Annotated in this window: 21 protein-coding genes; 7 read left to right on the forward strand and 14 right to left on the reverse strand. The window is 53.5% G+C overall.

Going from position 1 to position 24653, the window contains the following annotated elements; all coding sequences use genetic code 11:
• Positions 1-197 precede the first annotated feature (197 nt).
• The 8 genes from kefC to IB214_RS20480 form a co-directional block, all read right to left on the reverse strand.
• The gene (gene kefC / locus IB214_RS20445) at positions 198-2060 is read right to left on the reverse strand and encodes a glutathione-regulated potassium-efflux system protein KefC (RefSeq protein ID WP_115259485.1); all 1863 of its coding nucleotides are present in this window, start codon (positions 2058-2060) and stop codon (positions 198-200) included.
• Positions 2053-2583 carry a glutathione-regulated potassium-efflux system oxidoreductase KefF gene (gene kefF / locus IB214_RS20450; RefSeq protein ID WP_115259486.1) on the reverse strand — a complete coding sequence of 177 codons (531 nt, stop codon included), beginning with the start codon at positions 2581-2583 and terminating at the stop codon, positions 2053-2055. The genes kefC and kefF overlap by 8 nt, the downstream gene beginning before the upstream one ends.
• 104 nt (positions 2584-2687) lie before the next feature.
• Positions 2688-2921, reverse strand: a complete 234-nt coding sequence (locus IB214_RS20455) for a YgdI/YgdR family lipoprotein (RefSeq protein ID WP_096758343.1) — start codon at positions 2919-2921, stop codon at positions 2688-2690.
• Positions 2922-3011: 90 nt separating this feature from the next.
• Positions 3012-4355, reverse strand: a complete 1344-nt coding sequence (locus IB214_RS20460) for an MFS transporter (protein WP_117342332.1) — start codon at positions 4353-4355, stop codon at positions 3012-3014.
• A gap of 108 nt (positions 4356-4463) precedes the next feature.
• The gene (gene fixX, locus IB214_RS20465) at positions 4464-4751 is read right to left on the reverse strand and encodes a ferredoxin-like protein FixX (protein WP_096758345.1); all 288 of its coding nucleotides are present in this window, start codon (positions 4749-4751) and stop codon (positions 4464-4466) included.
• Positions 4748-6034 (reverse strand): FAD-dependent oxidoreductase, encoded by a 1287-nt coding sequence (locus tag IB214_RS20470; protein ID WP_117342333.1) that lies wholly within the window; start codon positions 6032-6034, stop codon positions 4748-4750. Before IB214_RS20470 ends, fixX begins: the two co-directional genes overlap by 4 nt.
• 50 nt (positions 6035-6084) lie before the next feature.
• Entirely contained in the window at positions 6085-7026 is a 942-nt protein-coding gene (locus IB214_RS20475; protein WP_115259489.1) for an electron transfer flavoprotein subunit alpha/FixB family protein, read from the reverse strand.
• 15 nt (positions 7027-7041) lie between these two features.
• Entirely contained in the window at positions 7042-7812 is a 771-nt protein-coding gene (locus tag IB214_RS20480; RefSeq protein ID WP_117342334.1) for an electron transfer flavoprotein FixA, read from the reverse strand.
• A gap of 481 nt (positions 7813-8293) precedes the next feature.
• On the opposite strand from IB214_RS20480, the gene caiT reads away from it, so the two are divergent.
• The 6 genes from caiT (at position 8294) to caiE (ending at position 15411) form a co-directional block, all read left to right on the forward strand.
• Entirely contained in the window at positions 8294-9811 is a 1518-nt protein-coding gene (gene caiT, locus IB214_RS20485) for an L-carnitine/gamma-butyrobetaine antiporter (protein WP_096758349.1), read from the forward strand.
• A 33-nt stretch (positions 9812-9844) separates the two neighbouring features.
• Entirely contained in the window at positions 9845-10987 is a 1143-nt protein-coding gene (gene caiA, locus IB214_RS20490; RefSeq protein WP_117342335.1) for a crotonobetainyl-CoA dehydrogenase, read from the forward strand.
• 60 nt (positions 10988-11047) lie between these two features.
• A complete protein-coding gene (caiB, locus tag IB214_RS20495; RefSeq protein WP_115259491.1) occupies positions 11048-12265 on the forward strand; it encodes an L-carnitine CoA-transferase in 1218 nt (405 codons plus the stop codon).
• A gap of 63 nt (positions 12266-12328) precedes the next feature.
• A complete protein-coding gene (gene caiC, locus IB214_RS20500) occupies positions 12329-13882 on the forward strand; it encodes a crotonobetaine/carnitine-CoA ligase (protein ID WP_117342336.1) in 1554 nt (517 codons plus the stop codon).
• 53 nt (positions 13883-13935) lie between these two features.
• Positions 13936-14721: a crotonobetainyl-CoA hydratase gene (gene caiD, locus IB214_RS20505; RefSeq protein ID WP_117342337.1), complete on the forward strand. Its 786-nt coding sequence runs from the start codon at positions 13936-13938 to the stop codon at positions 14719-14721.
• Between the two features lie 93 nt (positions 14722-14814).
• The gene (caiE, locus tag IB214_RS20510; RefSeq protein WP_117342338.1) at positions 14815-15411 is read left to right on the forward strand and encodes a carnitine operon protein CaiE; all 597 of its coding nucleotides are present in this window, start codon (positions 14815-14817) and stop codon (positions 15409-15411) included.
• 76 nt (positions 15412-15487) lie between these two features.
• On the opposite strand, the gene caiF is transcribed toward caiE, so the two are convergent.
• From caiF to IB214_RS20535, 5 genes are all read right to left on the reverse strand, one after another.
• The gene (gene caiF / locus IB214_RS20515; RefSeq protein ID WP_096758355.1) at positions 15488-15883 is read right to left on the reverse strand and encodes a carnitine metabolism transcriptional regulator CaiF; all 396 of its coding nucleotides are present in this window, start codon (positions 15881-15883) and stop codon (positions 15488-15490) included.
• Positions 15884-16156: 273 nt separating this feature from the next.
• Positions 16157-19381: a carbamoyl-phosphate synthase large subunit gene (carB, locus tag IB214_RS20520; protein WP_117342339.1), complete on the reverse strand. Its 3225-nt coding sequence runs from the start codon at positions 19379-19381 to the stop codon at positions 16157-16159.
• 18 nt (positions 19382-19399) lie between these two features.
• On the reverse strand, positions 19400-20548 hold the full coding sequence (carA, locus tag IB214_RS20525) for a glutamine-hydrolyzing carbamoyl-phosphate synthase small subunit (protein WP_115259495.1): 1149 nt from the start codon (positions 20546-20548) through the stop codon (positions 19400-19402).
• Positions 20549-21004: 456 nt separating this feature from the next.
• A complete protein-coding gene (gene dapB / locus IB214_RS20530; protein WP_115259496.1) occupies positions 21005-21826 on the reverse strand; it encodes a 4-hydroxy-tetrahydrodipicolinate reductase in 822 nt (273 codons plus the stop codon).
• Between the two features lie 269 nt (positions 21827-22095).
• Positions 22096-22728: an alanyl-tRNA editing protein gene (locus IB214_RS20535; RefSeq protein ID WP_117342340.1), complete on the reverse strand. Its 633-nt coding sequence runs from the start codon at positions 22726-22728 to the stop codon at positions 22096-22098.
• Positions 22729-22820: 92 nt separating this feature from the next.
• Here IB214_RS20535 and IB214_RS20540 point away from each other — a divergent pair, with 92 nt between their 5' ends.
• A complete protein-coding gene (locus tag IB214_RS20540) occupies positions 22821-23729 on the forward strand; it encodes a LysR family transcriptional regulator (protein ID WP_117342341.1) in 909 nt (302 codons plus the stop codon).
• Here IB214_RS20540 and rihC read toward each other — a convergent pair whose 3' ends face one another.
• Positions 23730-24644: a ribonucleoside hydrolase RihC gene (rihC, locus tag IB214_RS20545; RefSeq protein ID WP_117342440.1), complete on the reverse strand. Its 915-nt coding sequence runs from the start codon at positions 24642-24644 to the stop codon at positions 23730-23732. It abuts the gene before it with no gap.
• Positions 24645-24653: the final 9 nt, after the last annotated feature.

The raw sequence follows: 24653 nt of genomic DNA on the forward strand, positions 1-24653 counted from the left end.
GAATAATTCCCGGATACAAAAAAATTGTCGCCACTATACGGAAAGCGCATTCTTTCGTCGACTAGCCAAAGGAAGATGTGCAGGAAAATTTTCTGTTCTGCTGGCGAGTCCGTGACTTCTTAGTGGGCTGCCAGCATTACAGTAGTTCAAAAACAGTCAATTAGCAGTAAAGTTTGCAGAACATCACATTTTTTACCCTATGTTGACGGTTTCACTTCCGGCTCATCTGCGACGTCTCCCGTATGTTTACCTTCATCCGTGCCTTGCCAGCCATGGCGTTGAATCAGAGACAAATGCTGACGATCCTCGGTAATAATTTCACTCAACATGGCGCTGGTGCGCTTATATACCGCCGCGCGTGAAATCGCGTCGTTTTCACCTTTCACCATTTCCTCAACCATCAGCGTATTGAAACGACGGAATAAATCGGCCCGCTCACGTGCTTCATAGCGCCCAAGCCCCAGCCCCTCCAGCGCCAGGCGCCCGGTTTTCAACGCGCCTTCAAAGGTTTCACGCTCAGGCATCTCAACCCCCGCCTGACGCAAGCGAATGTAATGATCAACATCGCGCGCCCGGGCAATAATTTGCAAGTGCGGGAAATGTGCTTTCACCATTTCGGTCAGTTGCAGACTGGTTTGCGGATCGTCAATGGCATTAATGATCACCTCCGCTTTTGCGGCCCCCGCAGACTCCAGTAGATCCATCCGTGTTGCATCGCCATAAAAAACCTTCATTCCAAATTTGCGCAGCGTTTCGATATGGTCCGGGTCATGATCAAGTACCACCATCTTCACCCCGCTCGACAGCAGCAAGCGACCGGTTATCTGGCCGAATCGACCAAACCCGGCGATAATCACCCGGGGTTGCTCCTCATCGATTTCATCCGCCTCACGCGCTTCACCGGTGGACGATTTTTCCAGCCGCGTCAGGACAACCAGCAAAATGGGCGTGGCCGCCATCGACAGTGCCACCGCCAGCGTCAGCGCTTTTGCCCATTCAGGATCAAGCACATTGGCCATTTGCGCCGCACCAAACACCACGAAGGCAAACTCACTCCCTTGTCCTAATAATACGGCAAACCAGCGACGTTGCTTGTTCGGCACCTGCAACGGCTTAGCAATCACCCACAGCATGATGGTTTTGATTGCCAGGAAACCCGCCAGCAGAATAATAATACGTAGCGGATTATCAATTAGCGTGCCGAAGTCGATAGACATCCCGACGCCGATGAAAAACAGCCCCAGCAACAACCCTTTAAACGGTTCGATATCACTTTCCAGCGCATGACGATACTCCGAGCTTGCCAGCAAAACGCCCGCCAGGAATGCGCCCATCGCCATCGACAGGCCCACCTCTTCCAGCAATAAACCGAATCCAAAAACCAGGAACAGGGCGACAGCGCTGAACACTTCCCGCAGTCCGGAGCGCGCGACAAAACGCAGGGCCGGTCGTGTGACATAACGACCCAGAACCACCACCAACGCCAGTGCACCGGCCACTTTCAGCGCCGACAGCGCAAACGCTCCGAGCGTGGTTGACGCCCCGCTCGCCGCCAGCAGCGGGATCATGGCAACCAGCGGAATGGCGGCAATATCCTGGAACAACAGTACGGCAAACGCACTGCGGCCCATTTGCGACACCATCAGGTTGCGTTCATTCATCGCCTGCATGGCGATAGCCGTCGAGGAGAGAGCCAGCGTCATGCCAATCAGTACAGCCACCTGCCAGCGCAGGCCGAGGAACATACAGAACAAACCAATTAATCCGCCGCAGACCACCATTTGCAGCGCACCGCCGCCAAACACCGAGGCCCGCAGCTTCCACAAACGTTGTGGGTCGAGTTCCAGACCGATGACAAACAGCATCAGCACCACACCGATTTCCGCAAAGTGCAGGATTGATTCGGCGTCCGTCACCAGCCTTAAGCCCCACGGGCCGATGATGCACCCTGCAATGAGATACCCCAGTACCGACCCTAACCCCAGCCGGACCGCAATCGGCACAATCAACGCCGCTGAACCAAGATATATCAGCGCCTGTATCAGCGTGTGGCTATCCATGATGTGCCTCCTGCCACTCCATTAAGCGCTGCTTGTAATGCCGCGCCTGAGCCTGTAGCGTTTCGTCGTCACAGATGAACGTACAGTGCATCGCAAACGGCGGTAACCACTTCAGGCCGCAATATAACGCCGTGGCCTGCAACGGTTGAGAAAGCACGTCAAAACCTGGGTGTGAGCCGATATCAAAATGATTTTCACCGCCGCCGGTGGTGACCGCCCACAACAAATGTTTACCGCGCAGCGCAGTGCCACCATGACCATACGCCCAGCCGTGGGCGAGGACTTTGTCCATCCACAGTTTGAGGAGAGGCGGTGTGCTGTACCACTGCATGGGATGCTGCCAGACGATGAGGCTCGCGCGTGAAAGCGCGTCCTGCTCCGCGGCGATGTCGATATTGAAGTCGGGATAAAGCTGGTAGAGCGAACGAACCTCTACGCCCTCCAGCGTCCTTGCCTGCTCAAGCATCCGCTTATTCGCATGCGAGTGCTGCGGATAGGGATGTGCATAAATGATGAGAATCATGATTAGCCTGCTATCACTGCATTATTGTAATACCAGTGAGTTTAGTCAGTTAATCAGCAGGCTAAAAGTCAATATTATTGAGTAGCTGAATGGAGAAAACTGAATTAGTTGTCGAGTTCGCTCATATCTTTCACTTGATCGCGGTTAATTTGTTCCGTTTTACCGGTTTCCGCATTTTCATACGACACCAGGCCTGTATCATCATCCACCTGCGGCTTGCCGTTGGTGACAATGGTTTTACCGTCGGTTGTTTTAACCGCCTGGTTGGAGGAACAACCGACGACGGTGAACAGCGCTGCTGCGGTAAAAATGGAGGTGATCAGAATATGTTTTTGCATGGTGTTCTCCCTGCTTTTCAGTCATTTTCAGTGATATACCGTTTAAGTTTAGGCTAACTGACTGAGTAACAGGGAAAATACAGAACACTCCTAATGGCTGACTCTCGACGCTGGCTTACTGCGGATCGTCATTTGGCTGGTCTGAGCCAGCGTCAGCCCCCGCGTTTCTGGCGCAAAGGCAATGGAAACCAGCAGGCCAATCAGCGAAATCCCGGCCCCCATCAGCATCACATGGCTGATCCCGTATTTGGTGATGAATACTGGCAGCGCCCAAGTAGACACAATGGTTCCTACCCGGCTTAGCGACATGATCACCCCGACGGCGGACGCGCGAATATCGGTGGGGAACAGCTCGTTGGGGTACAACCACTGAAGGTTCCCCGGTCCTCCCGAGAAAAACGCATATACGGCAAACGCCAGCACCACCAGCCAGACACCCATATCAGGAATCAGCCCTAACACGGCCAGCGCCAGCGTCATCATAATAAAGCTGCCGATTAACAGCGGCCTACGACCAGCACTGTTGAGCCAGAACATCGGTGGAATACAGCCCAGCATAAAGCACAGGCTAATCACCACGTTGCCCAGTGCGGCGCTTTTCCCAACGCCGAGGCCGAGCAATCCGACAATCTGTGGACCAAAGGTATAAATAGCGAACATCGGGATCACCTGGCAGGTCCAGATGGCGGCGACGAATAAGACAAACGGGAAATGGCGGCGATTAAACAACTGAAGAAAGCGTGTTTCCTGCGGTGCTTCTTCGTCGAACACCACCGGCTCGCCGAACAGCTTGATCATCATCGCGTCACACTCTTTTACCCTCCCTTTACGCAGTAGCCATCGCGGTGACTCGGGAAGATCGAAACGACCAATGAGGATCAATATACAGGGGATCACCGCACTCCCCAACATCCAGCGCCATCCCCCCTCGACATCATACAGCCAGTAGCCGACCAGATCGGCGCAGGTCGCACCGACATACCACATGGCAGCGATAAAACCGATGGAAAAGGCGCGCTGTCGGGTATTGGAGAACTCGGTGATCATGGAAGTGGCTATCGGATAATCTGCGCCGATGACCACCCCGATCAACACCCGCATCACCAGCAGCTCTACGGGAGAAGAAACAAACATCGTCGCCGCCGATATCACGCCAATGGCGATGATATCGATGATGAACATTTTGCGCCGCCCGACTTTATCGGAGATGTAGCCAAACAGCGACGTGCCGACAAACAGCCCGGCCAGCGTCCCGGCACCTAACAGACCAATCCACTCCGCATCCAGCTTCAATGCCGGCGTGAGCTGCTCCAGTGCAACGCCAATCATCACCAGCACATAGCCATCCAGAAACGGTCCACCGCTTCCCCACAGCATTATTCGCCGGTGAATGGAGGTGAATTTGATGTCATCAAAGTTCCTGGGCTGCTGCATGGTGATGTCCTGTTTTATTTAACTTAATGCCTGATGGCGCTGCGCTTATCAGGCCTACGTACTGTGCCTGTAGGCCGGATAAGGCGAAGCCGCCATCCGGCACCAGGTTTAGCCGTAGCGGAACTCCACACCAAAGGTGCCGCGTGGGTATTCCCATTTCTCCAGCGCCGTATCGAGTCCGAGAATTCGACAAGTGCCGCATTCCAGGCAACCGGCGTAATCAAAGCGCACGCTGCCGTCATCCTGTTTTTTGTACAAGCCGGCCGGGCAGGCTTTGATCAGCACCTCCAGCACCTGTTTATCGGGCTGAGTTTTCAGAATGATGTGCGGGCTTTCTTCATCGACATTGAATTTATTGACGCCCAGTTTGACGTCTACATTGACGGGAGAAGTCATAATACGGTCACTCCTTTAAGGCCATCCTTCATCAGGTTGATGAAGCCCACTTTCTTCGCATGACGCAGCAATGTTTTACGCATCGGGACCGGCGCTGAACCATCCACGGTAAACAGGTCGCGGGCGATATTCACTACCATTTCTGGATAGGCGGTAAACATGCGGGGATTATCGAGGAACGCAGGCAGCTTCTGATACATGCGCATATCGCGCATCGGGCCGTCGTCCAAATGCTGGTGATATTCGGCAAGCGCTTGCTTGCTAAAGTCGTCACGCTTCATGGCTGAAAGTACCGTTTTAGCGGCCGCTTCGCCTGCCGAGATAGCCAAATCCATACCGCGAATGGTGAAGCCAAGGTTCATACACATTCCGGCAGCATCACCAGCAATCAGTACACCGTCGCCCACCAGTTCCGGCTGCATATTCATCCCGGCTTCCGGCACTACGTGAGCGGCATATTCCACCAGCTTGCCACCAGCAATCAGTGGGGCAACGGCCGGGTGCTGTTTGAAATCTTCCAGCATTTGCGGGACCGATTTTTTCGCGTCCTTCAGGTGATGAAGGCCGCATACCAGCCCTAAAGAAACAGTGGTTTCATTAGTATAGAGGAAGCCACCGCCCATCAGGCCGTCAGTTGGCGACCCAGCAAACAGACAGGCTGCGCCTTCGTTACCCTGCAGATGAAAGCGGTCTTCAATCACCGATTTCGGCAATTCAATAAGCTCCTTCACACCAACGGCCACATGTGCCGCGTCAACGCGCTTGGCCATACCCAACTTTTCTGCCAGAAGAGAATTCACGCCGTCAGCGAGGATCACCACTTTTGCTTCAAGAATATCGCCATCGGCCTCCACACCCACGACCTTACCATCACGCTGGACGACATTATCCACGCGGATACCGGTAATCAGCTGGGCGCCCGCCTCTTCAGCCTGCTCCATCAGCCAGGCGTCAAATTTACTGCGCAATACGGAATAAGAAACCTGCGACGCTGCCGCCTCTTCTCCGTTGCAATAATCCATCGTCATCGCCCCTTTTTCAGTCATAAAGGCGAGTTTTTCGTGGGTGATCATGCGTTCAATGGGAGCATGCTCAGCAAAGCCGGGGATGATACGCTCCATGCTGTGCGCATACATGCGCCCACCGGTGACATTCTTCGCGCCAGCAGAATTGCCGCGCTCGATAACCAGCACCTGTGCACCTTCACGAGCGAGCACCAGCGCCGCAACCGAGCCGGCCAGCCCTGCACCCACGATGATGGCATCAAAGATATCTTCGGACATATACAACTCCTCTCAGCGGCAGAGTACTTTCGTACTCTGCCCGGAATGGTTTAGCGCGCTAATGCGGCCGTCAGCGCAGGCAGGATCTTCAGCGCATCGCCAACGATGCCAAAGTCGGCGTACTGGAAAATCGGGGCATTCTTATCTTTATTGATGGCAAAAATCGTCTGTGCGCCGTTCGCGCCAACCATGTGCTGGATCTGCCCGGAGATCCCCACCGCCAGATACAGGTCGGGCTTGAGCATCAAGTTGGAGATCCCAACGTAGCGTTCGTGCTCCATCCACTTCTCGTTTTCAGCCACCGGACGGGAGCAAGCCAGCTCAGCGCCCATGGCCTGGCACAGCGCTTCCGCCAGCGAGATATTCTCTTTGCTGCCAATACCGCGTCCCACGCTGACCACCAGTCGCGCTTTGTCGAGATCGACGCTGTTGCTCTTGCGCGCTTGCGTGGCGGTACGGGTGACCGCGACGGCCGGAGCCTGCCACTGCACCTCATGCTTCTCACCGATGCGGGATGCCTCTGGCTGCATCGCGTCAAACGTTCCGCTGCTGAGCGTGATCACCGCAAATGGCGAGGCGATGGTTTCCGCCCCCATTGCCAGACCGCCATACACCATATGTTTGACCGCCACATTGCCGTCCTGCAACGTCACCGAGCTGGCATCGTTAGACACCGCAGCCGACAAACGAAAGCCCAGCTTTGCTGCCAGCAGTTTGCCGCGACGAGTATTCGGCAGCAGTACCGCGCCACCTTCACTGTGCTGACGAATGGTCTGGGCCATCACATCCGCATAATCTTCGATCATACGGTCATCGGGTTTACCGCTGAGCAGCCAGACATGGTTGGCGCCCAGCTGGATTGCTGCCGCACTGTCAGCCTCGCTCAGTACGAACGTGTTGATTGACTCACCTAAAGCCTGCGCACCCTTCATCAGCTCCGGCAGACGAGAAGGGGTATCACTGAATACCCAGACACTGGAAAACTTGTTCATAACATCCCCTGATAATTAAATGATTTTGCGCAGGTTCTCGACAAACGCGGCGATCTGTTCTTCACCGTCACCTTCAATCACAACGCGCTGACGCTCGCGTTGCTTCGGTGCAGCAACCTGTTGGGCGGAATACACATCCACACTATTTAGCGCCATATCCGCTGGCGACCAGACCTGAACCGGTTTTTTCGCCGCGCCAAGAATGGCTTTCATGGAAGGGATTTGTGGGGTGTTGATGTCGGTAGAGACCGCAATCACCGCTGGCAGCGGGATGCTCAGAGTTTCAATTTCATCTTCCAGCTCGCGTTCTACCGTGAGGGTGTTATCCGCCAGTGAGAGGATCTTGCTCACACCGTTAATCGCCGGGATATTCAATGCTTCGCCCACCAGCAGACCGACCTGCTGGGCATAAAGATCGGAAGATCCATCACCACAGATAATCAGATCAAAACCGGATTTTTGTGCCGCGGCAGCCAGTGCTGTCGCCGTCTGCTGAGGCAGCGCCTGTTCGAATTGATCGTCAATCACCACGATCAACTCATCCGGACCGCGAGAAAGCACATCTTTGCGCCCTTTAGCATTGGTCAACGCTTTGCCACCCACGCTCAGTGCAACAACCTGAACCTCTCCCAGCTGCTGTTTTAACTGGCAAGCAGCCTCAATCGCATTCAGGTCGTACTGACTGATTTTGGCATCAGCCTTGCTGAGATCCAGCGAACCATCAGCATTATTAATCGCAATATCCTGTTCGTCAGGCACGCATTTGTAGCAAGTAATTATCTTCATTGCATCTCCAGAAATCATGAAGGAAACGTTATTCATATCGGCTGTGTTAAATACAGATATCACGCTCTTTAATTCGGAAATAAAACATTAATCACCAATATTGAAAATGTCACACATTCATATTCGTAACTTTCAATAGTGTTATGCATCTCAACAATATTGAAAATCACCTGTCAAATATGAAAGTTTTCAATATTGCTTGCTGGTTCAACAATATTGAAAGACAACGACTTATAAAACTTAAAAAACCAACACCAAAATACTGATTTAAAACAACAAACAACAAAAAATCCAACAAAATAGCCAGCATAAAAAAGTGTGACACACATAACAGAACCACCGCTAACGAATACCCATTATGAGTTACTCACAGAGGCGCCCCAGAGGTTAAATAGTTATCAACAAATTATTAATAATAAATATACAAAACAGCACAATCGGGAACGCTAAATAAATTTCGTTTTCACACTGGAATTCACTTATGAAAAATGAAAAGAAGAAATCGGGAATAGAACCAAAGGTTTTTTTCCCGCCATTAATAATTGTCGGAATACTTTGTTGGCTAACAGTAAGAGATCTTGATGCCGCGAATGTGGTTATTAATGCGGTATTCAGTTACGTCACCAATGTCTGGGGCTGGGCATTTGAATGGTACATGGTGATCATGCTGTTCGGCTGGTTCTGGTTGGTCTTTGGCCCGTATGCCAAAAAGAAATTAGGTGATGAAAAACCGGAGTTTAGCACCACCAGCTGGATATTTATGATGTTCGCCTCCTGTACATCGGCTGCCGTGCTGTTCTGGGGTTCAATAGAGATTTACTACTATATCTCCACCCCACCCTTTGCTCTCGCGCCTAACTCCACCGGCGCGAAAGAACTCGGTCTGGCGTACAGCCTGTTCCACTGGGGGCCGCTGCCGTGGGCAACCTATAGCTTCCTTTCTGTGGCCTTCGCCTACTTCTTCTTTGTGCGCAAGATGGACGTCATCCGTCCCAGCTCCACACTGGTACCGTTAGTTGGCGAGAAACACGCTAAAGGGTTATTCGGCACCATCGTCGATAACTTCTATCTGGTCGCGCTGATCTTCGCGATGGGGACCAGCCTCGGTCTGGCTACACCGCTGGTGACCGAGTGTATCCAGTATCTGTTCGGCATTCCGCATACCCTGCAATTAGACGCCATCATCATTACCTGCTGGATCATTCTGAACGCCATTTGCGTGGCCTGTGGTCTGCAAAAAGGGGTGAAGATCGCCAGCGACATTCGTAGCTACCTGAGTTTCCTGATGCTGGGCTGGGTGTTTATCGTCAGCGGTGCCAGCTTCATCATGAACTACTTCACCGACTCCGTCGGCATGCTGATGATGTATTTACCGCGCATGCTGTTCTATACCGACGCTATCGGTAAAGGCGGCTTCCCGCAGGGCTGGACTGTCTTCTACTGGGCATGGTGGGTGATTTACGCCATCCAGATGAGCATCTTCCTCGCCCGTATTTCTCGCGGCCGTACCGTACGTGAACTGTGCTTCGGCATGGTACTGGGTCTGACTGCTTCCACCTGGATCCTGTGGACGGTCCTTGGCAGCAACACGCTGCTGTTGATGGATAAAAATATTGTCAACATCCCACAACTGATTGAGCAACACGGCGTGGCGCGCGCCATCATCGAAACCTGGGCCGCATTGCCGTTCAGCACCGCCACCATGTGGGGATTCTTTATCCTCTGCTTTATTGCCACCGTCACGCTGATTAACGCCTGCTCTTACACCCTGGCGATGTCCACCTGCCGCGAAGTTCGCGACGGTGAAGAACCGCCGCTGTTAATCCGTATCGGCTGGTCGGTACTGGTCGGCGTCATCGGTATTGTTCTGCTGGCGCTGGGCGGACTGAAGCCCATCCAGACGGCGATTATTGCCGGAGGATGCCCGCTGTTCTTCGTCAACATTATGGTCACGCTGTCCTTTATTAAAGACGCCAAAGTGCACTGGAAAGACAAGTAAGTTTAATTAACCCATTACTGAAGAGGCTTGAAGATGGATTTCAATTTGAATGACGAGCAGGAACTGTTTGTCGCAGGTATTCGTGAACTGATGGCCAGTGAGAACTGGGAAGCTTACTTTGCCGAGTGCGATCGTGACAGCGTCTACCCAGAACGTTTTGTAAAAGCGCTGGCGGATATGGGCATCGACAGCCTGCTGATCCCGGAAGAACACGGCGGTCTGGAAGCCGGTTTCGTCACCGTTGCCGCGGTGTGGATGGAATTAGGTCGCCTTGGCGCACCGACTTACGTGCTGTATCAATTGCCGGGAGGTTTTAACACTTTCCTGCGTGAAGGCACCCAGGAACAAATTGATAAAATCATGGCGTTCCAGGGCACCGGTAAGCAGATGTGGAACTCCGCTATCACAGAACCGGGAGCTGGATCGGATGTTGGCAGTCTGAAAACCACTTATACACGCAAAGATGGTAAGGTTTATCTTAATGGCAGTAAGTGCTTTATCACCAGTAGCGCCTATACCCCGTATATCGTGGTGATGGCTCGTGATGGTGCATCGCCGGATAAACCGATTTACACCGAGTGGTTTGTTGACATGACGAAAGCCGGTATCAAAGTCAATAAGCTGGAGAAACTCGGCCTGCGCATGGACAGTTGCTGTGAAATTACCTTTGATGACGTCGAACTGGATGAAAAAGACATGTTCGGTCGGGAAGGTAATGGCTTTAACCGCGTGAAAGAAGAGTTTGACCACGAACGTTTCCTCGTCGCCCTGACCAACTACGGTACAGCAATGTGCGCCTTTGAAGATGCGGCGCGCTACGCCAATCAACGCGTCCAGTTTGGCGAAGCAATCGGTCGTTTCCAGCTCATTCAGGAGAAGTTTGCGCATATGGCGATCAAACTGAACTCCATGAAAAACATGCTGCTGGAAGCCGCGTGGAAAGCAGATAACGGCACCATTACCTCGGGTGATGCAGCAATGTGCAAATACTTCTGCGCTAACGCCGCGTTTGAGGTCGTGGACAGCTCCATGCAGGTACTCGGCGGTGTGGGTATTGCGGGCAATCATCGCATCACGCGCTTCTGGCGTGACCTGCGTGTTGACCGTGTTTCCGGTGGCTCTGATGAAATGCAGATCCTGACGTTGGGTCGTGCGGTACTCAAGCAATACCGCTAAGTGGGATGCCGGATGGCGCTTCGCCTATCCGGCCTACAACTAACTGCCAGGAGTTACATTATGGACCATTTACCAATGCCTGCATTTGGGCCGCTTGCCGGCGTACGCGTTGTCTTTTCAGGGATCGAAATCGCCGGGCCGTTCGCCGGACAGATGTTTGCCGAATGGGGCGCTGAGGTTATCTGGATTGAAAACGTCGCCTGGGCCGATACCATCCGCGTGCAACCCAACTACCCGCAGCTGTCACGCCGCAACCTGCACGCCCTGTCACTCAATATTTTCAAAGATGAAGGCCGGGAAGCGTTTCTGAAGCTCATGGAAACCACCGACATTTTCATTGAAGCCAGTAAAGGTCCGGCCTTTGCCCGCCGCGGTATTACCGATGAGGTTTTATGGGAGCATAACCCGAAGCTGGTTATCGCTCACCTCTCCGGCTTCGGCCAGTATGGCACCGATGAGTACACCAACCTCCCGGCGTACAATACCATCGCCCAGGCGTTCAGCGGTTATCTGATTCAAAACGGCGACGTTGACCAGCCGATGCCAGCCTTCCCGTACACCGCCGATTACTTCTCCGGCATGACAGCCACCACGGCAGCCCTGGCTGCTCTGTATAAAGTGCGCGAAACGGGTAAAGGCGAAAGTATTGATATTGCCATGTACGAAGTCATGCTGCGTATGGGCCAGTACTTCATGATGGATTACTTCAACGGCGGTGAAGTTTGCCCGCGTATGACCAAAGGTAAAGACCCCTACTACGCCGGTTGCGGCCTGTATAAATGCGCCGACGGCTACATCGTGATGGAGCTGGTTGGCATTACGCAAATCAACGAATGCTTTAAGGATATTGGTCTGGCGCACATTCTCGGAACGCCAGAAGTTCCGGAAGGCACGCAGCTCATCCATCGTGTTGAGTGTCCGTACGGCCCGTTAGTCGAAGAGAAACTGGATGCCTGGCTGGCAGAACATACTATTGCAGACGTTCAGGCGCGATTTGCCGAACTGAATATCGCCTGCGCGAAAGTACTGACGATCCCGGAACTGGAAGACAACCCGCAGTACGTAGCCCGTGAATCTATTACCCAGTGGCAAACGATGGACGGTCGCACCTGTAAAGGCCCCAACATCATGCCGAAATTCAAAAATAACCCAGGGAAAATCTGGCGTGGCATGCCGTCACACGGCATGGATACCGCCGCCATTCTGAAAAATATCGGTTACAGCGAAGCAGACATTAATGAGCTGGTCGGCAAAGGCCTGGCCAGGGTTGAGGATTAAACGCGATGCGCTGACCGGCTTTGCGGGTTAGCGCTCACGCCTGATTTCAGTGGATAAGGTAAAATGGATATCGTTGGCAGACAAAACTTACGTCAGATGTGGGACGACCTGGCCGGGGTGTACGGAGATAAAGCAGCACTTATTTTCGAATCCTGCGAAGGAAACGTTCGGCAGTTTAGCTATGCCTCACTTAATGAAGAGATTAACCGTACGGCGAACCTTTTTCATTCATTGGGCATACGCAAAGGCGATAAGGTCGCATTACATCTGGATAACTGCCCGGAGTTCATTTTTTGCTGGTTTGGGCTGGCAAAAATTGGCGCCGTGATGGTACCGATTAACGCCCGCTTGCTGGGGGAAGAAAGCGCCTGGATCCTGCAAAACAGCCAGGTCAGCCTGCTGGTCACCAGCGCTCAGTTTTATCCAATGTACCGCCAGATAAAACGGGAAAATACCACCCCGCTTAATCACATTTGTCTTATCGGAGAGCAGGTTCCGGCTGACGATGGCGTGAGCCATTTTTCTCAGCTCAAGGACCAGCAGCCGACAACGCTGTGCTATACACCACCGTTATCCACTGATGACACGGCAGAAATTCTGTTTACCTCAGGCACCACCTCGCGTCCCAAAGGGGTGGTGATTACCCACTATAACCTGCGTTTTGCCGGTTACTACTCCGCCTGGCAGTGCGCCCTGCGCGATGACGACGTCTACCTGACGGTCATGCCCGCTTTCCATATTGACTGCCAGTGTACGGCAGCCATGGCGGCTTTTTCCGCAGGCAGTACCTTTGTGCTGATAGAGAAATACAGCGCCCGGGCCTTCTGGGACCAGGTACGCAAATATCAGGCGACGGTGACGGAATGCATTCCGATGATGATCCGCACCCTGATGGTACAGCCCGCAAGCCCGACTGACAGGCAGCACAAGCTGCGCGAAGTGATGTTCTACCTCAATTTGTCGGTGCAGGAAAAAGATGATTTTATCGCGCGCTTTGGCGTCAGGCTGCTGACCTCCTACGGCATGACGGAAACCATCGTCGGTATTATTGGTGACCGCCCCGGTGACCAACGGCGCTGGCCTTCCATTGGCCGCGTGGGCTTTAGCTATGAAGCCGAAATCCGCGACGATCATAATCAGCCGTTACCTGCCGGAGAGATTGGCGAAATCTGCATTAAAGGCGTGCCGGGTAAAACGATATTTAAAGAGTACTACGCACAGCCACAGGCCACGGCCAACGCGCTGGAGCCGGACGGCTGGTTGCATACCGGTGATTCCGGCTACCGGGATGAAGACGGCTTTTTCTATTTCGTTGACCGGCGCTGCAACATGATTAAACGCGGTGGGGAAAATGTTTCCTGCGTCGAGCTGGAAAATATAATCGCTGCTCACCCTAAAATTCAGGACATTGTCATTGTCGGTATTAAAGACGCTATCCGCGATGAGGCGATTAAAGCCTTTATCGTATTGAATGAGGGGGAAACATTAAGCGAAGCGGAATTTTTCAGTTTCTGCGAAGGCAATATGGCGAAGTTTAAGGTTCCCTCGTTTTTGGAGATAAGAACCGACCTGCCGCGTAATTGTTCCGGAAAAATAATCAAAAAAAATCTGAAATAAATCCTCCGCCAGGAATGCCTCCTGTCGGCAAATCTATTTTTTGGAGATGAGCTATGAGTGAATCATTACATCTGACCCGTAACGGCCCGATTCTGGAAATTACATTAGACAGGCCCAAAGCGAATGCCATTGACGCCAAAACCAGTTTTGCCATGGGTGAGGCTTTTCTTCATTTCCGCGATGACCCGGAATTGCGCGTGGCGATTATCACCGGCGGCGGCGAGAAATTCTTTTCTGCGGGCTGGGACCTAAAAGCGGCAGCAGAAGGTGAAGCGCCGGATGCCGATTTTGGTCCCGGCGGTTTTGCCGGTTTAACGGAAATATTTGATCTCGACAAGCCGGTCATCGCCGCAGTAAACGGCTATGCCTTCGGCGGCGGATTCGAGCTAGCGCTGGCGGCAGATTTTATCATCTGTGCGGAAAACGCCAGCTTTGCGCTACCGGAAGCCAAGCTTGGTATCGTGCCAGACAGCGGCGGCGTGCTGCGTCTGCCGAAGCTGCTGCCGCCTGCTATCGTCAACGAAATGGTGATGACCGGCAGACGAATGAGCGCCGAAGAAGCACTGCGCTGGGGGATTGTGAACCGCGTCGTCAGCCAGGTTGAACTGATGGACAGCGCCCGCGAACTGGCGCAGCAGCTGGTGAATAGCGCCCCGTTGGCCATCGCCGCGCTGAAAGAGATTTACCGCGCGACCAGCGAAATGCCGGTAGAAGAAGGCTACCGCTACATCCGCAGCGGCGTGCTGAAGTATTACCCATCCGTACTGCACTCTGAGGATGCGCTCGAAGGACCGCAGGCATTTGCTGAAAAACGCGATCCGGTGTGGAAAGGTCGTTAATGTGCTGAGGCCGGATGGCGCTTTGCTTATCCGGCCTACAAAAAATGCACACTCGTAGGCCGCGTTATCCGGCAAAAACAACTGAGGAATATCGTGAGTTATTATGCGTTTGAAGGCCTGATCCCGGTGGTACACCCACAGGCGTATGTCCATCCTAGCGCAGTGCTGATTGGCGATGTGATCGTCGGTGCTGGCGTATATATCGGTCCTCTTGCCTCGCTGCGCGGCGACTATGGCCGCCTGATCCTTGAAGCAGGCTCGAATCTTCAGGATGGTTGCATCATGCACGGCTACTGTGACACCGACACCATCGTGCATGAGAATGGACACATCGGACATGGTGCAATCCTGCACGGCTGCGTCATTGGCCGGGACGCGCTGGTTGGCATGAACAGCGTCATAATGGACGGCGCAACAATTGGCGAAGAGAGCATTGTCGCCGCCATGAGCTTTGTTAAAGCCGGATTTACCGGCGAGGCAAGGCAAATGCTGGTCGGTTCACCTGCCCGCGTGCTGCGAGAGGTGACAGACCAGGAGCTGCACTGGAAGCGGCTGAACACCAAAGAGTATCAGGATCTCGCGGTTCGCTGTCGGGTAGGGTTACGCGAAACACAGCCGTTAACGCAGATTGATAAAAACCGCCCGCGTCTGAAAGGCACAACGGATGTGAAGCCCAAATCAGCACAGTAATTGATGCCGGATGCGCTCACGCTTATCCGGCCTACGAGTCAATTACCGTTTATGCCGCCATCAGGCAAACTTACAATTAGCGACGCATACTTTTTGACAGCATCATCTGCCATTTCTGCTCGCGATTAAGCTCTGTTGGCGGTACAGCCGACATACGCGGCATTTTCCCTACGCTCACTTTTTTATCCTGCAAATTGTGATTCAATCTGCTGTAGAGATGAGAATCAATACTCACGACTTTCACCAGACGCTGGCACTGACAGCCCCGGCCTGCAATCTGGTTAGGGATCATCTTAACTTCACAAACAATTTCTCCCACTTCAGACAGAATATAGGAGAGCGTATTAATTGCTTTGCAGTGTTCAATATTAAAATGGAGGGAGATTTCTTTTGCCGTGACCCAACGATCTTCAGCCCTGATCCAATCGGCAATTAACAAATAAAGCGGTCTTTCAACATATTCTTCACACATAAGCACACCATTTCACAAATTAAAAATCTGGCTACGGCCTGTCTGGATAAATAAAAACAAAGCCCTATTAAAATTGTGTATATGAGAGATAGTATGCGACTTGAATGTTGATTAGTGTGAGCAACATCTTGCTTATTACATTGAAAATGTGGTTATCACAGCGCTATTTGCCCGTAATGACCTTAATAGATAAAAAAAACGGTTTCTTTACAGAAACCGTTTCTTATTAAATTGCAGACCCGACCCGCTCAGAAGCGGGTGGGTCATTGTCGATTACTTCGCGATCTGTGCGTGCATTTCCTGAACGGAGGTCACCTTCTCGGTAGCATCCGCATTCAGCGCCATCGCCGTGGCGAAACCGCCGTTCAGCGTGGTGTCATAATGAACTTTGTACTGCAGCGCGCTGCGGCGAATCAGCTTGGAGTCTTCAATCGCCTGACGACCTTCAGTGGTGTTGATGATATAGGTATATTCGCCATTCTTGATACGGTCCTGAATATGCGGACGACCTTCATGCACCTTGTTTACCAGACGCGGGTTGATACCGGCTTCCCCCAGTACAATTGCCGTACCGTGGGTTGCGTCCAGCTCGAAACCAAACTTCAGCAGCTTCGCCGCCAGGTCAACGACGCGCTCTTTATCGCCTTCACGCACGGAGAGCAATGCGCGGCCCTGTTTCTTCATGGTGGAGCTGCTGCCCAGCTGCGCCTTGGCGAATGCTTCCGCAAAGGTGCGGCCTACGCCCATCACTTCGCCGGTAGAGCGCATTTCTGGCCCTAACAGGGGGTCAACGCCCGGGAACTTGTTGAACGGCAGCACCACTTCCTTCACCGAGTAGTACGGCGGGATAATTTCCTTGGTGACGCCCTGCTGTGCCAGTGTTTGACCGACCATCACGCGCGCCGCCACTTTTGCAAGCGCAACACCGGTGGCTTTGGAGACAAACGGTACGGTACGCGCCGCACGCGGGTTGACTTCAATCAGGTAAACTTCGTTGTTCTTCACCGCAAACTGGACGTTCATCAAACCACGAACCTGCAGTTCGAAGGCCAGTTTCTGCACCTGCTGGCGCATCACGTCCTGAATTTCCTGGCTCAGCGTGTAGGCTGGCAGGGAACACGCGGAGTCACCGGAGTGAACGCCCGCCTGCTCAATGTGCTCCATGATGCCGCCAATCAGCACCCTTTCGCCGTCGCAGATAGCGTCTACGTCCACTTCTACTGCGTCATCCAGGAAGCGGTCCAGCAGCACCGGCGCGTCGTTGGAGACGCTGACCGCGGTCTGGAAGTAGCGACGCAGGTCGGCTTCGTCGTACACAATTTCCATTGCCCGACCGCCAAGCACGTAGGACGGGCGCACCACCAGCGGGTAGCCAATCTCTTTTGCCTTCTCGACCGCCATTTCAATGGCGGTAACGGTGGCGTTGGCCGGTTGTTTTAGCTTCAGACGGTCAACCGCCTGCTGGAAACGCTCACGGTCTTCAGCGCGGTCAATCGCGTCCGGGCTGGTGCCGATAACTGGCACACCTGCGGCTTCCAGCGCACGCGCCAGCTTCAGCGGAGTCTGCCCGCCGTACTGCACGATAACGCCTTTCGGCTTCTCGATACGCACGATTTCCAGCACGTCTTCGAACGTTACCGGTTCAAAGTACAGACGGTCGGAGGTGTCGTAGTCGGTAGAAACCGTTTCCGGGTTACAGTTGACCATAATGGTCTCGTAACCGTCTTCGCGCAGCGCCAGCGACGCATGTACGCAGCAGTAATCGAATTCGATACCCTGACCGATACGGTTCGGACCACCGCCCAGCACCATAATTTTGTCGCGATCCTGAGTCGGGTTCGCTTCGCACTCTTCTTCATAGGTGGAGTACATGTAGGCAGTGTCGGTGGAGAATTCTGCGGCGCAGGTATCCACACGCTTATAAACCGGGTGCAGCTTATACTGTTCGCGCAGTTTGCGGATTTCCGCTTCGCGCACGCCAGCCAGTTTTGCCAGACGCGCATCGGCAAAGCCTTTACGCTTGAGCTGGCGCAGGAAATCAGCGTCGAGGCCGTTAATCCCCAGCTCTGCAACTTTTTCTTCCAGACGCACCAGTTCTTCAATCTGTACCAGGAACCAGCGGTCAATGTTGGTCAGGTTGAAGACGCCATCAACGGACAGACCAGCACGGAACGCATCGGCGATGTACCAGATACGCTCAGCGCCTGCATCTTTCAGCTCGCGACGAATTTTGGTCAGCGCTTCCGGGTCATCCAGGCTCACTTTCGGGTCGAAACCGGTGGCGCCCACTTCCAGACCGCGCAGCGCTTTTTGCAGCGATTCCTGCTGTGTGCGGCCAATCGCCATCACTTCGCCGACGGACTTCATCTGCGTCGTCAGACGGTCGTTAGCACCGGCAAACTTCTCGAAGTTAAAGCGCGGGATCTTAGTCACAACGTAGTCGATAGACGGTTCGAACGACGCCGGAGTACGTCCGCCGGTGATGTCGTTCATCAGCTCATCGAGGGTATAACCGACCGCCAGTTTCGCCGCCACTTTGGCAATCGGGAAACCGGTCGCTTTCGAGGCCAGCGCCGAGGAGCGGGAAACGCGTGGGTTCATTTCAATAACAATCAGGCGGCCGTTTTTCGGGTTCACCGCAAACTGCACGTTAGACCCGCCGGTTTCTACGCCGATTTCACGCAGTACCGCCATCGAGGCGTTACGCATGATTTGATATTCTTTGTCGGTCAGCGTCTGGGCAGGTGCCACGGTGATGGAGTCACCGGTATGAATGCCCATGGCGTCGAAGTTTTCGATGGAGCAGACAATAATGCAGTTATCATTTTTGTCACGTACCACTTCCATCTCGTACTCTTTCCAGCCAATCAGCGATTCATCAATCAGCAGCTCTTTCGTTGGGGAAAGATCCAGACCGCGTTCGCAAATCTCTTCAAACTCTTCGCGGTTATAGGCAATACCGCCGCCGGTACCGCCCATGGTGAAGGACGGGCGGATGATGCACGGGAAGCCGACGTCAGCGGCAACCGCCAGCGCTTCTTCCATGGTGTGCGCGATACCAGAACGCGCGGTGTCGAGACCGATTTTCTTCATTGCGATGTCGAAGCGACGGCGATCTTCTGCTTTATCAATCGCATCGGCGGTGGCACCAATCATGGTCACACCGAACTCTTCAAGTACGCCCTGACGCTCAAGCTCCAGCGCGCAGTTCAGCGCCGTCTGGCCGCCCATGGTCGGCAGTACCGCATCCGGGCGCTCTTTTTCGATAATTTTGCGTACCACTTCCCAGTGAATTGGCTCGATGTAGGTGGCATCGGCCATTTCCGGGTCGGTCATGATGGTCGCCGGGTTGGAGTTGACCAGAATAACGCGGTAACCCTCTTCACGCAGGGCTTTACACGCCTGCGCGCCGGAATAGTCAAACTCACACGCCTGGCCGATAACAATCGGACCCGCGCCCAGAATCAGGATACTTTTTATGTCTGTACGTTTTGGCATGGCTCTTTTAACTCCTGATTATTTCGCGGACTGACGGTATTGCTCAATTAACTCGATAAAGTGGTCGAACAGCGGCGCAGCATCGTGCGGCCCCGGGCTCGCTTCAGGGTGGCCCTGGAAGCTAAACGCCGGTTTGTCGGTGCGATGGATACCCTGCAGGGTGCCATCGAACAGTGATTTGTGTGTGACGCGCAAGGTAGCAGGCATCGAGGCTTCATCCACCGCAAAACCGTGGTTCTGCGCGGTAATCATCACGGTGTTGTTATCGATATCTTTCACCGGATGGTTGCCGCCGTGGTGGCCAAACTTCATCTTGATGGTCTTCGCACCGCTCGCCAGCGCCAGCAGCTGATGGCCGAGACAGATGCCAAACACCGGAATATCGGTTTCGAGGAATTTCTGAATCGCGGCAATCGCGTAGTCACACGGTGCCGGGTCGCCAGGACCGTTGGACAGGAAGATACCGTCCGGACTCATCTTTAATACGTCTTCTGCGGAGGTCTGCGCAGGCACAACCGTCAGGCGGCAGCCGCGATCCACCAGCATACGCAGAATGTTGCGTTTCGCGCCGAAATCGTAGGCAACCACGTGGAACGGGAGTTCTTCAGCGGATTTTGCTTCCGGCAGGTCGCCTTCCAGCGTCCAGCTTCCCTGGGTCCAGCCATACGGTTCTGCCGTAGTGACTTCTTTCGCCAGATCCATGCCGTTCAGGCCCGGGAAGGCTTTCGCTTTTTCCAGCGCCAGCTGTGCATCCAGGTTATCCCCTGCGATGATGCAGCCGTTCTGAGCGCCTTTCTCGCGCAGCAGACGGGTCAGCTTACGGGTATCAATATCGGCAATCGCCACGATGTTATGGCGCTTCAGGTAAGAAGAGAGGTCTTCGGTATTGCGGTAATTGCTGGCAATCAGCGGCAGGTCGCGGATGACCAGACCTTGCGCATGTACCTGAGAAGATTCTGCATCGGCTTCATTGGTGCCGACATTGCCGATATGAGGATAAGTAAGGGTGACGATTTGGCGGGAATAGGAAGGATCAGTGAGGATTTCTTGATAACCGGTCATTGAAGTATTGAAAACGACTTCCCCAACCGCCGAACCTGTTGCCCCTATGGCCCGACCGTGAAACTGGGTTCCGTCTTCCAGAACCAATAGCGCTGACTTAATCAAAACACCCTCCAGAGAATATTCACTCACTTTATTTGCATATTAATTCATTAACACAGTATGAATCAATGCAAATTTGCTTACCTATGGATTTCTGGCAAACGGCGGCATTCTAGAGACAGCCCGGGGAAAAGTCTACCCAAAAGGGGATTTTTTATTATTATTTTACGCCACTGGGACAAATCATGTGATTTAACAGGCAAAAAGATCAGCTAAGTAACGGTAGAAAACGCTTGCGGGAGGTCAAGAATGTAAAAATGAATCATGACAGACAAAAAAGTGGACCATTTGGTCAAAATTTACATTGAGGCAACAAAAACACATTACAAAACATCTTAAAATAAGTATTTTAATTGAAAATTATAAAAACAATGGAAAAATAAAAGGGCAATAAAATATTGCCCTATGTAATCAATAAATTATGATTACCATAACCACATCACGAAGGGTAATAAAACCTTATAAACTGCCTAAATCAAGCACATCTTTCATATCAAAAAGACCGTTTGATTTACCTTTCAACCACATCGCCGATCTTACCGCACCGTTGGCAAACGTCATACGGCTGGACGCTTTGTGCGTAATCTCGATACGTTCGCCAATATCGGCGAACATCGCCGTATGTTCCCCGACGATGTCACCAGCACGCACCGTGGCAAAACCGATAGTGCCAGGCACACGTTCACCGGTGTAACCTTCACGCGAGTAGACAGCACAGTCCTTTAAATCTTTGTCCAGCGCCCCGGCAATCGCCTCCCCCATCGCCAGCGCCGTCCCTGACGGTGCGTCGACTTTATGACGGTGGTGCGCTTCAATAATTTCGATGTCGGTGTAGTCGCCCATCACCTTCGCCGCTTTCTCCAGCAGTTTAAGCATCACGTTCACGCCGACGCTAAAGTTGGCGGCAAACACAATGGCAATATCCTGCGAGGCATCGCGAATGGTCTGCTTACCGGCATCATCAAACCCGGTCGTGCCAATCACCATGCCTTTTGCATGCTGCCGACAAAATGCCAGATGCGTCAGCGTGCCTTCCGGGCGGGTAAAATCGATAAAGACATCGAAATCGTCTTTTACCGCTTCGAGGCTGCTCTGAACGGTTACGCCAGATTTTCCAACGCCCGCCAGCTCACCAGCATCGCTGCCCAGTAAAGAGGAGCCGTCACGCTCGAGTGCCGCCCCCAGTTGTACTCCTTCCATCGCCATCGTGGCCTGAATTAACTGCCGTCCCATGCGGCCACCGGCGCCTGCAATGGCGACGCGGATTTGTGCATCATGCATAGCTATTCTCTTTTGTTAAAATTGCGTAAATCGTTTTCAGAGTAACCAGCCCGCGACAGGGTCGCCAGCCGAAAACGTCCATAATTAGAAATTAATGATAAACAGAGAGGAATATCAGTAAAAGACATGATTCACCCCGCAGGATGAATCATTGCCGCAGTCGGGGAAAGAAGTCAAACTCGCTCAGAATGGCGACAGACGATAAGAAAAGCACTTTAAAACCCAACGGTAGGTAGCCAATTCGCGTGACCGTTTCTGCCAGCCCATTTTCAGGCCGCTAGAGTATAGCTCACCACCATCTGCCCTTTTTTCAGCTTCACCTGTGTAATGATCACCTCACCCAACTCGGATAAACGGGCCACGTGCGTACCGCCACAAGGATATCCCGGTAGGTCACCAAAACCGACCTGGCGTAAGCCGCCGTCAAAGGTAATTCGGCGCGCAAGATTGTCGGTCTGCCATTGGCCAATTTTCGCCATCAGTTGTGCCGCTTCCGGCAAAGTGCTGCCCTCACCTATCGCAAAAGTAATGCGCCCTTCATTCGGCCAATGGTGCGCTTTAACCGGTCGCCAACCAAATATTTCACCGGCCTGACCAATCATGTGCCCGGCTGAGTGCAGACGGGCGTGAAGATGGCGGACAGCAGCATCAATATGCAGCGTCGTTTCGCCAGGCGGCAGCGGTTGCGCCACAATATGCACCACCTCTTCACCGCGCGTCATCACGCCTTCAACCGGGACGCCACCGATCGCGCCACTGTCCGAGGGTTGTCCGCCGCCCTGTGGATGAAACAGCGTGCTATCGAGCGTAATCGCATAGCGCCCATCGGGTTCTGCCGTGCAGTGTGTGATCGTCGCATGGCCTCGGGTGTCATCGCTGGTGTAATAAAGACGTTCAGTCATGGTTGTTCTCCTCTTGATGAGCAGAGTATATTCACTTTACCAGCACCGATAATCCCATCAACAATCAATGCATCTTTGCCCGGTACGCACAAATGAATCCCAACCTGCTTCCTGACCTTGCCACCTTTGTGTTGATTGTCGACCAGGGGAGTTTCTCTGCCGCCGCCAGAATATCCGGCGCAACGCCTTCCGCTATCAGCCGCAGCGTCTCGCGGCTTGAGCAGGCATTAGGCAGCAAACTGCTGCACCGCACCACCCGTAAGCTGGCGCTAAGCGAGACCGGGAAGATGGTTTATGAACACGCGCAAGAGATGCTAAACGCCGCGCAAATGGCGGTAGACTCCGGCAGCAGCCGCCAGACCATTGCCCAGGGGAAGCTAACGGTCAGCGTGCCAAAGGCGGTCGGGCGTTTTGTTATTCACCCTTTAATGGCGGAGTTTTTCACCCGCTTCCCGGACGTGGATGTCTGTCTGAGGCTGGAAGACCGCTATATGGACTTGATTGATGATGGCGTGGATCTGGCACTGCGCATCAGTCAGTCGCCGTCGCCGGGTTTGTACGGCAAGCCGCTGATGCCGGTCAGTCACGTTATCTGCGCCACACCGGAATATTTGCGCCAGCACGGTACGCCCGATACCCCACAAGCCCTGCGCGATCATAGCTGTATTAGCCTTGGCGAAACGCCCGCCGATTCGCGCTGGAAGTTTCGCCGTGGGGATAAAATTGAAACTCTGCAAACTCATGGGCGTTATGCTGCCAACCATACCGGCGTGCGGCTGGACGCGGTAAAGCATCATCTGGGGATTGGCAGCCTGCCGCTGTTTACCGCCCGTGAAACGCTTGCCAGCGGCGAGATTGTCCAGGTATTACCGGAGTGGGAGTTTATCAGCGATTACAGCGGCGATCTGTGGCTCTTATGGACACGCAACCGACATATGCCCGCCAGAATGCGGGCCATGATTGATTACCTTAGCGAGAAATTGCCTCAATCTGGCCGTTGATTATGGCGCGCGTGACAGCACCTCAGCGACCCACTGGCGGAAGCCGTCAACATCCAGCGCCAGCGCGACCTGCGCGTTGGCGGGCTGCCCAAGGCGACCCTCGATATCCACTACCGTCGTTCCCGAGGTGTATTCCCCCTGGGTTTCCACCGCCACAAAGCAGGGCTGGAGCGTGAACAGATCCGGGCGGACCAGCCAGGCAATGGCGCAGAGATCGTGCATACGCAGACCGGTATTCATGCTGCCGCTACGATAATGACTGAACAGCGCGTGCAGCATTTTCCCCGTCTGATTAAGTGCGGGTAATGTTGCCAGGTACTCTGGTGCCAGCATGGCCTGGTTGGTGACATCCAGCCCGCACATGACTATCTCCAGCCCACTGCGAAAGACCTTCGCCGCCGCTTCGGGATCGACAGCAATATTAAACTCCGCATTGGGCGTAAAGTTACCGCGCCCGGCTGAACCGCCCATCATCACCAGGCGGCGAATATTGAATACGCATTCAGGATAGTGGGTAAGCAACAGAGCAATATTGGTCAACGGGCCAATTGCCACCAGCGTAACGGGCTGCGGGGCATGCATCAGCGCATCTCGAATTGCCTGGAAGGCGGGTTTCGCCAGCGGCTGCCGATTGTGTTCGACAAAATCATACCCTGCCATACCGGACTCACCGTGCACTGAAGCCGCATCACGCAGCGGCCGCACCAGCGGCATAGCTGCCCCCTGCGCCAACGGAATATCCGCATTCCAAAAGTGCAGCAACTGCAACGCATTACGGGTCGTTTTTTCCACCGACACGTTGCCTGCCACCGTCGTCATCAGTTGCAGATCCAGCTCGGGGGAAAACAGTACAGCGGCAATCGCCGCCGCATCATCAATGCCGGGATCAGTATCAAGAATGATCGGTAAGCGCATGGTTTCTCC

This window comes from Citrobacter sp. C1 (genome assembly GCF_014596895.2).
In the GTDB taxonomy this organism is placed as follows: Bacteria; Pseudomonadota; Gammaproteobacteria; order Enterobacterales; family Enterobacteriaceae; genus Citrobacter; species Citrobacter gillenii.